Annotated in this window: 14 protein-coding genes; all 14 read right to left on the bottom strand. The window is 43.5% G+C overall.

Going from position 1 to position 13,532, the window contains the following annotated elements:
- Positions 1–12 precede the first annotated feature (12 nt).
- The 14 genes from IPP67_02100 to IPP67_02165 all read right to left on the bottom strand — a co-directional run bounded on the left by IPP67_02100 (position 13) and on the right by IPP67_02165 (position 13,524).
- Positions 13–222 (bottom strand): DUF1467 family protein, encoded by a 210-nt coding sequence (locus tag IPP67_02100; GenBank protein MBL0337992.1) that lies wholly within the window; start codon positions 220–222, stop codon positions 13–15.
- 9 nt (positions 223–231) lie between these two features.
- Positions 232–639 (bottom strand): methylmalonyl-CoA epimerase, encoded by a 408-nt coding sequence (gene mce, locus IPP67_02105; GenBank protein MBL0337993.1) that lies wholly within the window; start codon positions 637–639, stop codon positions 232–234.
- Positions 640–649: 10 nt separating this feature from the next.
- On the bottom strand, positions 650–2,335 hold the full coding sequence (locus IPP67_02110) for a ribonuclease J (GenBank protein MBL0337994.1): 1,686 nt from the start codon (positions 2,333–2,335) through the stop codon (positions 650–652).
- Positions 2,301–3,125: a type III pantothenate kinase gene (locus IPP67_02115; protein ID MBL0337995.1), complete on the bottom strand. Its 825-nt coding sequence runs from the start codon at positions 3,123–3,125 to the stop codon at positions 2,301–2,303. The genes IPP67_02110 and IPP67_02115 overlap by 35 nt, the downstream gene beginning before the upstream one ends.
- Positions 3,126–3,127: 2 nt before the next feature.
- Entirely contained in the window at positions 3,128–3,856 is a 729-nt protein-coding gene (locus IPP67_02120; protein MBL0337996.1) for a biotin--[acetyl-CoA-carboxylase] ligase, read from the bottom strand.
- A gap of 47 nt (positions 3,857–3,903) precedes the next feature.
- Entirely contained in the window at positions 3,904–4,320 is a 417-nt protein-coding gene (locus IPP67_02125; protein ID MBL0337997.1) for a hypothetical protein, read from the bottom strand.
- A complete protein-coding gene (locus IPP67_02130) occupies positions 4,317–5,357 on the bottom strand; it encodes an NADH-quinone oxidoreductase subunit N (GenBank protein MBL0337998.1) in 1,041 nt (346 codons plus the stop codon). Before IPP67_02130 ends, IPP67_02125 begins: the two co-directional genes overlap by 4 nt.
- Before the next feature lie 67 nt (positions 5,358–5,424).
- The gene (locus tag IPP67_02135; protein MBL0337999.1) at positions 5,425–6,912 is read right to left on the bottom strand and encodes an NADH-quinone oxidoreductase subunit M; all 1,488 of its coding nucleotides are present in this window, start codon (positions 6,910–6,912) and stop codon (positions 5,425–5,427) included.
- A 5-nt stretch (positions 6,913–6,917) separates the two neighbouring features.
- Positions 6,918–8,900: an NADH-quinone oxidoreductase subunit L gene (gene nuoL, locus IPP67_02140; protein ID MBL0338000.1), complete on the bottom strand. Its 1,983-nt coding sequence runs from the start codon at positions 8,898–8,900 to the stop codon at positions 6,918–6,920.
- Positions 8,901–8,907: 7 nt separating this feature from the next.
- Positions 8,908–9,213, bottom strand: a complete 306-nt coding sequence (nuoK, locus tag IPP67_02145) for an NADH-quinone oxidoreductase subunit NuoK (protein ID MBL0338001.1) — start codon at positions 9,211–9,213, stop codon at positions 8,908–8,910.
- A complete protein-coding gene (locus IPP67_02150; protein ID MBL0338002.1) occupies positions 9,210–9,842 on the bottom strand; it encodes an NADH-quinone oxidoreductase subunit J in 633 nt (210 codons plus the stop codon). Before IPP67_02150 ends, nuoK begins: the two co-directional genes overlap by 4 nt.
- A gap of 101 nt (positions 9,843–9,943) precedes the next feature.
- Entirely contained in the window at positions 9,944–10,432 is a 489-nt protein-coding gene (nuoI, locus tag IPP67_02155; protein MBL0338003.1) for an NADH-quinone oxidoreductase subunit NuoI, read from the bottom strand.
- Between the two features lie 13 nt (positions 10,433–10,445).
- Complete coding sequence (gene nuoH / locus IPP67_02160; protein ID MBL0338004.1) at positions 10,446–11,462, bottom strand: NADH-quinone oxidoreductase subunit NuoH; 1,017 nt, start codon at positions 11,460–11,462, stop codon at positions 10,446–10,448.
- Complete coding sequence (locus IPP67_02165; GenBank protein MBL0338005.1) at positions 11,455–13,524, bottom strand: NADH-quinone oxidoreductase subunit G; 2,070 nt, start codon at positions 13,522–13,524, stop codon at positions 11,455–11,457. The genes nuoH and IPP67_02165 overlap by 8 nt, the downstream gene beginning before the upstream one ends.
- Between the last annotated feature and the right edge of the window lie 8 nt (positions 13,525–13,532).

Below are 13,532 nucleotides of genomic sequence, written 5' to 3' on the forward strand. Positions count from 1 at the left end.
CAATCGATCCTATTATTGGATAATACCGTAATAAATAAGCCATAATATGGTGGATATGGTAGTAGTCAGAACTATCTTAATAAATAGACGGGGATTTTCCGGCGCCCCTTTATCATGACCTAATTGGGGATTTTTGGATTGTCGAACACCCCAAGGCAAGATAGCAAAGAACAACACCCACCAAATAATGACGTAAACTAATATTCCCGTAAACCAAGTCATACGTATAGTTTAAACCTGTTCCAATTCGATTAAAGTTCCACAGAAATCTTTCGGATGCAGAAATAGCACGGGTTTGCCATGAGCGCCGATTTTCGGTTGACCATCCCCTAACACTCGAGCACCTTGGTTTTGCAAATGCTGTTTCGCTTCCAAAATATCACCCACTTCATAGCAGACGTGGTGCATACCGCCTTGGGGATGGGTCTCTAAAAATTTAGCAATAGGTGATTGTTCCCCATAAGGTTCTAATAATTCGATTTTTGTATTCCCAAAATCAACAAAAATGACCCTAACTCCATGCTCAGGAAGTAATTGTGGTTTAGAAATGTGGGCCTGCAATAACTGTTGATAAATTTTTGCAGCCTGCCCTAAATCTGGCACAACAATTGCTACATGATTAAGTTTACCCAATTTCATTATGAGTTTCCTATAGGATTTTTACGATATTAACCTCAATCAACGGTTCTTTCCCTATATTCTTTTTCATATACCGCTTGATCAATTGGATAACGGATCCCTTAACTTCCCCTTGCTTCGTAGAGGATGACACAGGTAATGGCGAAACATCTTCCATACTGGATCTTATTAATTTCATCAGCGGCAATATAAAAGTGGGCTGCTCATTGCCTTTGGAAAAACCAATAGCTTGCAACGCAGGATCGGCAATCATCCATCCTAAATCATCGACAATCAAGGTGACAATAACCAAACCGCCTTGCGCCATTTTTTGCCGGTCTTCCACCAATTTATCCGTCATGGAAATGACCCGGTTACCATCCAGCGCCCAGCGCCCCACCGGTACTTCGTCAACAATTTGTCCGCCATTCGGGGCCAGTTGGATCACTTGGCCATTATGGGCGGGGATTGCTTGAGGAACCTGACATTCTTTCGCAAGTTCCGCATGCGCGCGCAAATGCCTTTCCTCGCCATGTACAGGGATAGCCAAGCGTGGCCGAACCCATTGATACATCATGGTCAGTTCATCGCGTGCTGGGTGACCGGATACATGGACAAAATGATCTCCGTCACTAATCACTTTTAGTCCCTTACGCAGTAACGCGTCTTTCAATTGATAAATTTCCTGCTCATTACCGGGAATAACCCGCGAGGAAAAAATCACTCCATCGCCTGCATCTAAGGAAACGTGCGAGTGTGTGCCATGAATAATACGGGATAAGGCCGAACGTTGCTCGCCTTGGCTGCCAGTGCAAATCATTAACAACTTGTCCCGTGGAATAGATTGCACTTCATTCTCGTCCAAAGGTTCAGGCATATCTTGCAAATAACCGGTTGATCTTGCAGCTTCATAAATACGCCACAATGATCTACCAACCAATGCAACCTTTCTTTTTAAGCTTTTTGCCACTTGCATAATCGTTTTCAACCGGGCGACATTGCTGGCAAAGCAAGTAACAACCACACGGTAAGTCATTTGTTGGCATAATTGGTGCAACGAATCATATAAAGCTGACTCGGAGGCTGAATGCCCAGGAACCAAGGCATTCGTTGAATCCCCAACTAAAGCCAGGATGTTTTCGTTAGCTAATGCTTTTAAAGTATCTTCATCTGTTACATCACCAATCACCGGGGATGGATCAATTTTCCAATCGCCCGTATGTAACACGGTGCCCAAAGGCGTTCGCAAAATAACCGCATTCGGCTCGGGGATGGAATGGGTTAAGGTTACTAACTCTATTTGAAAAGGCCCTACATTAAACTTGCCCCTCATCGGGATAATATGGATGGGAACATCCCTTAGACCTTCTTGTTCCAGCTTCTTTTTCAAGACAGCTGCGGTAAAAGGGGTTGCATAAATCGGGCAACGCAACCTAGGCCATAAATAAGGCACAGCGCCTAAATGGTCCTCATGGGCATGAGTTAAAACCAAGCCTGCCAAATCCTGTTTGTTGTCTTCAATAAAACTAATATCAGGCATAATCACCTCAATCCCTGGGGTTGTGTCATTCCCAAAGGTGATGCCAAGATCCAGCATTAGCCATTTGCCGTCATATCCGTAAAGGTTTAAATTCATCCCAATCTCGCCTGACCCACCCAGGGGTAGGAAAAGCCATTGGTCACTACGTGGTTTTAAAATTTTTGTTGTTTTTTGCATGATTCCGTTTGTTTGTTGAATAATAAATATCAGTAATACCTAACATGGTTAAATCTCCATTAACATGGTCAAAGACATTGGTTGAACCAGCTAAAACTGGCGTCAACCCTCCTGTAGCAATAACTGTTGCTTTCTTTCCTAACTCCTTCTGGGTTTTGTCGATCAATCCTTCAATTAATCCAATATATCCCCAAAAAATCCCTGATTGCATGGCAGGAATTGTTGAGGTAGCAATCACTTTTTGAGGTTTAGCAATAACCATTCTTGGCAATTTGGCAGCTGCCATATAAAGCGCCTCTAAAGAAAGGTTAATACCGGGGGCGATAGCCCCGCCAATAAAATTTCCCTGTTCATCAACTACATCTAAGGTCGTGGCTGTCCCTAAATCCACAATAATTTGGGGCATCGAATATCTTGTATGCGCCGCAATGACATTAACAACACGATCAGCTCCTAACTCTTGGGGATAATCTATAAGTATTTTAATCCCCATAGCTTCAGCATGCGTATGGTTAACAATAATGGGATCACATTGGAAAAATTTTTTTGCCATTGTTTCTAATGGGAAAATCGTTTCCGGTACAACGGACGCGATCACAATCCCCGAAATAATTTTTGAAGAAAATCCCCCTATCGACATTAATTGCAATAACCAAACCGCATATTCATCGGCAGTCCTTTGTCGATTGGTTGCAATCCGCCAAGAAGCAATAATTTTATATTCATCTGCCAAGGCAAAAACAATGTTGGTATTTCCGCTATCAATTGCCAGGACTAGATTATTTCCCATGATTAAGCCCTTCTTGTTGGAAAAAACACATCACCCACCGTAATTTTTCTGATACCCGCAGCGTTTTTAAGCAATAATTGGCCTTGATCATTAAGATCAACAAATTTTCCAGCAATGGTCTCAGACGGTAAATGAACTAAAATTTCCTCACTTATTCCACAGGCATATTCCAACCATTCTTTTCGAATATCAACAAAATTCCCTGCCCGCCAATTTTTTAACCGCGGCAGGAAATCATGACAGAATTGCCCTAACAATTGCTGAATAGATATATTACTATTCCCCTGTATCTCTTTCAAACTCGTGGCTAAATATGGAAGATCTTCGGGGAATGAAGTTATATTAACCCCTATCCCTAAGATCACGAAGAGCGGGTCTGTTGAATTATCTGACGGCAATGTTTCTAGTAACATCCCGGCACATTTTCTTTTATTAATCAATAAATCATTTGGCCATTTGATTTGGACAGTTTTTGGCCGACCTATTAAATGATTGATGGCAACCGCCATGGATAAGGAAGCAACAAATCCTATTTGCGCCACCTCTTGCAAAGATTGTTTGGGTGTTTTTTCAACTAACATAGACATATAGAAATTGCCAATTGGCGACACCCAAGCTCGGCCCCGCCGACCGCGACCGGCTGTCTGTTGATCGGCCTGAACAATTAAACCATCTCGCCCTTTTCCCTGTTTAACCAAATCCTTAATAAGATCATTGGTACTGGTAACCAAAGGGTAGTGATGCAACTGAAAAAAAGGCGGTAAAAGCGTAATTGAGATCACCTCAGGATTAAGTTTGCAGCTGTTTGATCCATTAAGTTAATCAATGAATTTGGAAAAATGAATAAGCCGATCATGAGCATGCTTGCTATAATAGCGATAGTGGCCCCGGCAACTGGTAATTTTCGAACCGGCACATCTTTACCTTCATCAACATACATGATTTTAATAATTTTTAAATAATAAAAAGCAGCCACGACCGAAGATATAACCCCAATAATCGCTAACACGTAATATTGCTGCTGAACTGCGCCTATAAAAATATAAAACTTTCCCCAAAAACCTGCTAAAGGCGGCAACCCTGCCATCGATAGTAAAAGCAAGGTTAAGACAAAAGCTATCACTGGATTTGATTTTGATAGCCCTGCAAAATCATCTAGATTTTCAAAATTGTTCTTGGCAGAATACATCGTCAAGAGGCAGGCAAAAACCCCCAACTCACCCCAATATAAATCATCATATAAAGCAGCAGGGCGCTGATGGGGCCATTGCCCCCTATCACCAACCCAATCATGGCATAGCCGATATGGCCGATGCTGCCATAGGCCAATAGCCTTTTGATATTTTGCTGCCGGATGGCTGCAAAAGCCCCAATCAACATAGAGCCCACAGCAGCCAACCAGAAAATTTGTTTCCACGATTCTTGATCTTGGGGAAAAAACTCCAAGCTAATACGGAGCAGTAAGCCTAGCGAAGCCAATTTAGGGGCGGTTGTAAAAAAGGCAGTGATTGGCGTTGGCGAACCTTGATAAACATCCGGTGTCCACATATGGAAAGGAACAGCTGATACTTTAAACAAAAGGCCGCTAACCACAAATACCAAAGCGACCACGAATCCAGCTGGCATAGCAGCAGTATTCTGGACATATTGCTGAATTTGCGCGAAACCAGCATTGCCGCTAAAACCGTATAGTAAAGAACAGCCATATAATAATAACCCTGAAGACAAAGCACCTAAAGCAAAATATTTCAATCCAGCTTCGCTGGAACGCAAATGGTCGCGATTGAAAGCGGCCAGCACGTATAAGGCCAAGCTCTGCAGCTCAATACTGACATATAAGGTGATTAAATGGTTGGCCGACAACATGAGGCTCATTCCCAAAACAGCAAATAAAATTAAGATTGGGAACTCAAATCTTGATAGATTGGGCATTGTCCGAATATAAGACGGGCTTATCAGCAAACAGACAGCAGCAGCCATCCAACAAACAATTTTTAAAATAGTTAGGGCAGGTTTACTAATAAACATTCCGTTAAATAGCGTTACGGAAGTATCGGGAAACCAAATAATTTGTCCTATAATTCCCATAACCAGCACGAAAAAACTAAGCCAATAGACAATTGGAAAACTGTGCTTTTTTAAGAAAACGCCAACCATTAATAAAATAATGGCAGATGCTAACAACCAAATTTCTGGAATAGCCGCGGATAAAGATTGAAGCATAAGATACATCTACTCATTTTACAGGCAAAAACTATTTGCTACGTTGTTATAATGTATGACATCATTATTTTTCATTTCAAGGTACCAGACTTGCGGGGAAAAATTTTATAAAATTTTCCGTCATTGGGCCAGTAATACCCAGAAAAGAAGATGGATAGATCCCCATCCACAACACTATCATACCCATCAACCCTAAAATAAATCCTTCTTTTAAGGTCAAATCTGGCAGTTGTTTCAAATCGTCTTTAACGAGTTTCCCAAACATCACCCGGCGATATAACCAAAGCATGTATACCGCGCCTAAAATCATGGCAACCGCCATAGCCACTGCCACTAAATGATTGGCTTTGAAAACCCCTAGCAATACTAAGAATTCGCCCACAAAACCGCTGGTACCAGGCAACGCTAAGGAAGCCATCGTAAACACTAAAAACAACATAGCATAAACGGGCATACGAATGGCTAATCCACCAAAACGGCTGATGTCCCTGGTATGCAGTCGATCATATAATACCCCTACGCACAAGAACAAAGCGCCGGAAACAATCCCGTGGCTTAGCATTTGAAAAACAGCCCCCTCAATCCCTTGTTGAGTCAATGAGAAAATACCGGCCGTAACAAATCCCATATGAGCTATTGAAGAATACGCAATCAGCTTTTTCATGTCTTGTTGCGCCAAGGCGATTAAGGAGGTGTAAATAACCGCCACGATGCTTAAGCCAAAAACCATTGGGGCAAAAAACACGCTGGCATCCGGCATGATCGGTAATAACACCCGGATAAAGCCATACCCACCCATTTTCAGAAGCACCCCTGCTAAAATGACCGATCCGGCTGTAGGCGCTTCCACATGGGCATCGGGTAGCCAGGTATGCAGCGGCCACATCGGTACTTTCACAGCAAAAGAGGCAAAAAAGGCCAACCACAACCAAAATTGCCACTGCGAATCAAGCAAATGGTTGGTTGTCAAATACGCAATATCAGCAGAATTTGTATGAATCATAATTGCCAATATGGCAATCAACATCAAAACCGACCCAAGCAACGTATAAAGAAAAAATTTAAAGGAGGCGTAGATTCGCCCTTTCCCACCCCAAATTCCAATAATTAGAAACATGGGGATCAGGACGCCTTCAAAAAACACGTAAAACAAAACAAGGTCTAACGCACAGAAAGCGCCAATCATGAAGGTTTCCAAAATTAGGAAGGCAATCATATATTCCTTCACGCGTTTCTGAATGGAATTCCAACTGGCAATGATGCAAATCGGCACCAGAAAAACGGATAACATCAAAAATAATAAGGATAATCCATCAAGTCCCATATAAAAACGTACCGGCAATCCCGGCAACCAGGATTTATTAATGACAAACTGATAGCCAGGTTTTAAGGCATCAAATTGCATCCACAGGAAAACTGCTAAACCAAAAGTTACCAAAGACGTCCATAGGGCAACCCAACGCACATGGTTGGCAACTAATTTTTCTTCCCCACGCGCCCATATAATCACTAACACACCAACTAGGGGGAGAAAGGTGATGATAGGTAACAGAAATTCATTCATAGCTATTATTCCCATCCCATATAACGGTTAAGGACAATCCATAGTAAAACCGCCAAGCCCATGAGAACCGCAAAAGCATAATGATATACATACCCCGATTGCAATCGACTGGCACCCGCAGCTATTAATCGGCTGATAAAAGCCGTGCCATTAGGCCCGAACCGATCAATAATTCCTTGATCAATCCGCCGCCAGAAAAAATCTGCCAGTTTTAGCGCCGGTTTTATAAAGATATGATGATACAATTCGTCAAAATACCATTTATTGAGGAATAGTTTGTAAATGGGTCGGAAAGCCCTGGCAAAAAAGTCAGGTAATCTTGGACAAACAACATAAAACAAATAAGCCCCTATTAATCCGCTTACCGCAGCCACCGTTGGCGCCCAAACCACCCATAAAGGCAGATGATGTTCCTTTTCTGCCAAATGATGCTGGAGAAATATAGACTGACCCCAAAAAGTTTCAGCATGTTCGCCTAAAAAATACGGATAAAAATAAAACCCGGCGATCATCGCACCAACTGCCAGTACCATCATGGGCAGCAGCATGATCCAGGACGATTCGTGGGCATGGTGACCAGCTGAATGATGATCATCCGTGGGTAAGTGATGGGCATCCTCACTTCTTCGTTCGTTATATCCGTGAAAAGCCATCAAAAGCAATCGCCAACTGTAAAAGGCGGTAAGCAAAGCCGTCAACAGGCCCAACCAAAAGGCGTATTGTCCTGTCCAATCAGGGGATAGCCAGGCTGCCTCGAGAATAGCGTCTTTTGAATAAAAACCGGCAAGCCCGAAGATATGCGGGATGCCCAGCCCCCCTAACGCAATGTTGCCGATCCACATCAATACATAGGTAATCGGAATGGCACGCCAAATGCCCCCCATTTTTCTTAAATCTTGCTCACCAGAAAGTGCGTGGATGACCGATCCTGCTCCCAAAAAGAGCAATGCCTTGAAAAAGGCATGGGTAAAAAGGTGAAACATGGAGGCATCATAAGCAGAAACACCAGCCGCAAAGAACATATATCCTAGCTGGCTGCAAGTTGAATAAGCAATCACCCGTTTAATATCGTTCTGACATAAAGCAATAGTTGCCGCAAAAAAAGCCGTGGTTGCACCGATAATGGTCATAACCTCTAACGTGACCGGTGATAATTCAAAAATGGGTGATAAACGGCACACTAAAAACACGCCAGCTGTCACCATCGTGGCTGCGTGAATAAGGGCGGAAACTGGTGTTGGGCCTTCCATGGCATCGGGCAGCCATACATGGAGGCCGATTTGTGCGGATTTTCCCATTGCCCCAATGAAGAGCAACATACTAAGCGTGTCAATCACAGGCCATTCCATTCCTAAGAAGGTCACTGTTTTAGCGGCCTCGGCACTAGCGCTTGCAAAAATAGTGCCAAAATCAAGGGAATTAAAGGTCAGGAAAATGCCTATAATGCCAATGGCGAACGCTAAATCCCCGACGCGATTAACCACAAATGCTTTGATAGCCGCTGCATTGGCTGAAGGTCTTTCATACCAAAATCCAATCAATAAATAAGAACTTAACCCGACCGCTTCCCAACCAAAAAACAATTGTAACAAATTATCTGCGGTGACCAGCACCAACATACTAAAAGTAAAAAGGCTTAAATACGCCATAAACCTTGGGATAGAACGATCCCCCTGCATATACCCAACCGAATATAGATGCACCATGGCAGAGACGGTACAAACAACCACCAACATAACCGCGGTGATCTGATCAACCCGCAACGTCCAACCCACATGAAAATTGCCCGAGTTAATCCAAGACATGAGGTCAATGATTTGAGGACTAGAGCCTTCCATCACTTGGATAAAAGCCCACCAAGCTAATATAGCCGTAGCTGCTACCAAAACACAGGTGATCAATTGGCTGCCTTTATCGCCCAACCAACGCCCTCCAAAACCGGCAATACCTGCTGCTATCAAGGGTAAAAAAACAATCAAGGCATACATCTTGTCATTACCCTTTCATACTGTTCATTTCATCAACGGTAATCGAGCCACGGTTGCGGAAATACACCACCAATATGGCCAACCCGATTGCGGCTTCTGCGGCAGCAACGGTTAAAATCAGCATCGTAAATATTTGCCCAGTCAAATCATTAAGATAACTGGAAAAAGCTACCAAATTGATATTAACGGCCAGTAACATCAGTTCAATTGACATTAAAATAGTAATAATATTTTTACGGTTAATGAAAATGCCAAAAACCCCGATGGTAAAAAGGATGGCGGCCACAATTAAATACGCATTGATACCAATCATTTTTCGATCCCACTGCCGATTTGTTTGTTTTTAATTAACTCTAACGTATTTTGGGCGTTCCGATTAACCTGGTTGCGGATTGACTGATGCTTCGATCCTTTGCGTTCCCTTAAAGTCAAAACGATGGCTCCAATCATTGCCACCAGTAAAATAACCCCGGCCAACTGAAATACATAGATATAATCCGTGTAAAGGATCCGCCCGATCGCATGAGCATTAGAAACGAAATGCGGATCAGGGATAGGGTTAGCAACCGGCAGCATCCCCTGCCCCATTACCCGTATATCTGGCAACCCGGTCACCGCAAAAATAATTTCCCCGAGCAATACCAGACCCACCAACCCAGCAACCGGGAAATACCGCACAAACCCTTGCCTAATTTCCGCAAAATTAATATCCATCATCATAACGACAAACAGAAATAAAACCGCCACAGCACCTACATATACGATCAGCAAAATCATGGCCAGAAATTCTGCACCCGCGATGAGAAAAAGCCCGGCAGCATTAAAGAAAACTAAAACCAAAAATAACACTGAATGCACAGGGTTGCGTGCAGATACCACCATTAATGCTGCTAATATGGCGACACCTGAAAAAATATAAAAAGCTATTTCTTGAATGATCATGGCGGACTTATTTTTTATTTCGGTTAAACAATATGATCTTAAAACTACGATATGGCGTAGAAAATTTGTTAGGACAACTGTTCTACATCAGGTCTCTACTCCTACCGATAAGGTGCATCTGATTCTAAATTAGCGGCGATTTGCGCTTCCCAACGGTCACCGTTCGCTAATAATTTATCTTTGTTATAAATAAGTTCTTCGTGGGTTTCAGTCGCAAATTCGAAATTTGGCCCCTCGACAATAGCATCGACAGGGCAGGCTTCTTGACATAACCCGCAATAAATACATTTTGTCATATCAATATCATAGCGGGTTGTACGTCGGCTGCCATCATCGCGTGGCTCGGATTCAATGGTAATCGCTAACGCCGGGCACACCGCTTCACATAACTTGCAAGCGATACAACGTTCTTCACCATTAGGGTATCGGCGCAATGCATGCTCGCCCCTAAATCTTGAGCTTAACGGGCCCTTTTCATAGGGATAATTCAACGTAACCCGTGGTTTAAACATATACCGGAATGTTGAAAACATCCCCTTGACTAGCTCCCACAACAAAAATGTTTTAACCGCTTGCCGAATTCTCATCATAAACCCCTCTAGATCATTGTTGCCCAGGCAGCCAACCAGCATATAACAATACGCCAGCCGTTAAAACTACCCACAGCAAAGAAAATGGTAAAAACACTTTCCATCCTAACCGCATCAATTGGTCATACCGATAGCGGGGAAAAGTAGCACGGATCCAAATAAAACAAAACAACATAAAGGCCACTTTTAAAGCCAGCCATACCGGCCCCGGGATATAGGTGAATGGAGCAATATTTAATGGTGCCAACCAGCCACCCAAGAACAGGATAGACATCATGGTGCTCATTAAAATCATATTGGCATATTCGGCTAAATAAAACATTCCAAAACTCATGGAAGAATATTCCGAAAAATATCCAGCCACCAATTCAGCTTCCGCTTCCGGTAGGTCAAAAGGGGTGCGGTTGGTTTCAGCCAAGGCAGAAATGAAAAACACCACAAACATGGGGAAAAGCGGCAAAACAAACCACACATTTGCTTGGGCGCGAACAATATCAGATAAATTAAGCGAACCTACACAAAGCAGTACGGTAATCAGAACCAGGCCAATTGAAACTTCATACGAAACCATTTGGGCTGCCGAACGCAAAGCCCCTAAGAAAGGGTATTTGGAATTGCTGGCCCAGCCAGCCATAATAATGCCGTAAACCCCTAAAGAGGAAATAGCAAAAAGATATAAAATGCCCACATTGATATCAGCCATAACCCAGCCATCGTCAACCGGTATCACCGCCCAAGCAGCTAAACTTAAGGCAAAAGTGATAATGGGAGCAGCTATAAAGATAACTTTATTAGCAACGGTTGGGATGATGGTTTCCTTGGTAATCAGCTTGATTGCATCGGCGAAAGGCTGAAAAAGACCGAAAGGCCCCACCACATTTGGGCCCCGCCTTAATTGCATGGCAGCCAACACCTTCCGTTCTGCATACGTCAGATAGGCAACGGCAATCAATAAAGCAATAATGATTGCCAACACTTCAAGGACCAATAGCAGAACCGGCCAAACATACTGGCTCCAGAACTCAGGCATGAGCAGATTCCCCTAATAGATTAGATGAATGAATAAAAGTTGACGTGCAATTGGCCATCGTCTCAGAAGAACGGCTGATAGGATCCGTCATATAATAATTTTTAATTGGGGAAATCATTTTATCCGGCAAGATTCTACCCATGCGGCCAAAACCAGCAGGCCAAACTGATGCAGCAATTTTATGTTTTTGATGAAAAATAGGATAATTTTTAATTAATTGTTGATGCAACTGGGCAAGGTCATTATACGGCAAGACCTGCCCTAAAACATCGGATAAAGCCCTAATGATCCGCCAATCTTCCTTAGCCTCACCGGGTGCGAAGACCGCTAAATGTGCCTGCTGGATCCTTCCTTCGGTGTTAACGTAGGTAGCGTCTTTTTCCGTATATGCAGTCGCAGGTAAGATTAAATCGGCTTGATGGGCGCCTGCATCCCCATGATGACCTTGATAGACAACAAAACAGTTTTTAAATCCTTGTAAATCCAGTTCATCGGCTCCCAACAAATATAAAACCGATATCTCTCCCTTTCGGGCTGCCTCAAGGATTTGCCTGGTATTTTTACCTTTATTGGTAGGGATAAAACCAACATCTAACCCTCCCACACGGGAAGCGGCTTTATGCAAAACGTTAAACCCGTTCCAATCCGGTTTTACAAAACCGTATTTTTCTGCAATCAAAGCAGCGGTTTGGTGGATATCGTTCCCATCAGCTCGGCTCATTAAATCTTCACCCATGATCAACACGGGCCTTTTTGCCTGTTGCAGGCGTTGAACCAATGGATGGGTACCAGCTGCGATATCTAATAAAATTTGCAGCGAATCGCCCAAATGTTCAACCGGGTAAGTTAAATCATGGGGCGCGCCAATAGAGAAAACTGGCAATCCATTTTGGATATATGTTTTTCGCAAACGGGCATTAATTAACGGCGCTTCCCACCTTGGGTTGGTACCAATCAATAAACAAAAATCGGATTTTTCTAACCCACCAATCGTGCTATTGAATAAATAAGTTGCCCGCGGCCCATCGCCCAGAACACTTTGGTTTTGTCGGCAGTCCATATTATCGCTGCCCAATTTTTGCAACAACTGCTTTAGGGCAAACATAGTTTCAACATCCGCCATATCACCGGCAATGGCTGCAATTTGATTGGATGAGGCTTTCTTCAGCCGATCGGAGGCGGCATCTAACGCTTCTTTCCATGAAACTGGCTGTAATTTACCCTCTTTACGTAAATATGGCCGGTCTAAGCGTTGACGTGACAGTCCATCGCACGCAAAACGTGACTTATCAGCCAACCATTCTTCATTAATGTCTTCGTTCAACCGCGGTAAAATCCTTAAAACCTGCCGCCCGCGACTATCCACCCGTATGTGGCTACCAACCGCATCCATTACATCAATCGAGTCTGTTGTCTTTAACTCCCATGGCCTGGCTGCGAAAGCATAGGGCTTAGAAGTCAACGCACCGACTGGACATATATCAATCAAATTTCCCGATAATTCGGAAGCCACCGCCTTCTCTACATAAGTGGAAACCTCCATCTTTTCACCCCGGCCAATCGCTCCTACATCAGGCACACCGGCAATCTCCGTTGAAAAACGGATACAACGCGTACAGTGGATACAACGAGTCATAGAGGTTTTAATCAAGGGACCAAAATTTTTCTCGGTCACCGCCCGCTTGTTTTCTTCATACCGGCTGCGATCAAACCCATATGCCATTGCCTGATCTTGCAAATCACACTCGCCGCCCTGGTCGCAAATGGGGCAATCCAAGGGATGATTAATCAGCAAAAATTCCATCACCCCACGCCGGGCTTTTTTAACCATGTCGGTCTGTGTTCTAACAATCATCCCTTCCGCCACCTGCATCACGCAAGAAGCCACTGGTTTTGGAGATTTTTCGACCTCGACCAAACACATCCGGCAATTACCCGCCACCGACAAGCGTTCATGATAGCAAAAACGTGGGATTTCAATTCCCGCTTGCTCGCAAGCCTGTATAATTGTCAGGCCCGCCATCACTTCAACTTCTTGTCCATCAATTGTCAGTTTCGGCACGTTTGTTC

The sequence above is a fragment of the Rhodospirillaceae bacterium genome (genome assembly GCA_016722635.1).
In the GTDB taxonomy this organism is placed as follows: domain Bacteria; phylum Pseudomonadota; class Alphaproteobacteria; order JAEUKQ01; family JAEUKQ01; genus JAEUKQ01.

What these genes read in the sequence shown, in the direction of transcription:
- IPP67_02100 (MBL0337992.1), bottom strand. Translation starts at nt 222, where the DNA reads ATGACTTGGTTTACGGGAATATTAGTTTACGTCATTATTTGGTGGGTG.
- mce (MBL0337993.1), bottom strand. Translation starts at nt 639, where the DNA reads ATGAAATTGGGTAAACTTAATCATGTAGCAATTGTTGTGCCAGATTTA.
- IPP67_02110 (MBL0337994.1), bottom strand. Translation starts at nt 2,335, where the DNA reads ATGCAAAAAACAACAAAAATTTTAAAACCACGTAGTGACCAATGGCTT.
- IPP67_02115 (MBL0337995.1), bottom strand. Translation starts at nt 3,125, where the DNA reads ATGGGAAATAATCTAGTCCTGGCAATTGATAGCGGAAATACCAACATT.
- IPP67_02130 (MBL0337998.1), bottom strand. Translation starts at nt 5,357, where the DNA reads ATGTATCTTATGCTTCAATCTTTATCCGCGGCTATTCCAGAAATTTGG.
- IPP67_02135 (MBL0337999.1), bottom strand. Translation starts at nt 6,912, where the DNA reads ATGAATGAATTTCTGTTACCTATCATCACCTTTCTCCCCCTAGTTGGT.
- nuoL (MBL0338000.1), bottom strand. Translation starts at nt 8,900, where the DNA reads ATGTATGCCTTGATTGTTTTTTTACCCTTGATAGCAGCAGGTATTGCC.
- nuoK (MBL0338001.1), bottom strand. Translation starts at nt 9,213, where the DNA reads ATGATTGGTATCAATGCGTATTTAATTGTGGCCGCCATCCTTTTTACC.
- IPP67_02150 (MBL0338002.1), bottom strand. Translation starts at nt 9,842, where the DNA reads ATGATCATTCAAGAAATAGCTTTTTATATTTTTTCAGGTGTCGCCATA.
- nuoI (MBL0338003.1), bottom strand. Translation starts at nt 10,432, where the DNA reads ATGATGAGAATTCGGCAAGCGGTTAAAACATTTTTGTTGTGGGAGCTA.
- nuoH (MBL0338004.1), bottom strand. Translation starts at nt 11,462, where the DNA reads ATGCCTGAGTTCTGGAGCCAGTATGTTTGGCCGGTTCTGCTATTGGTC.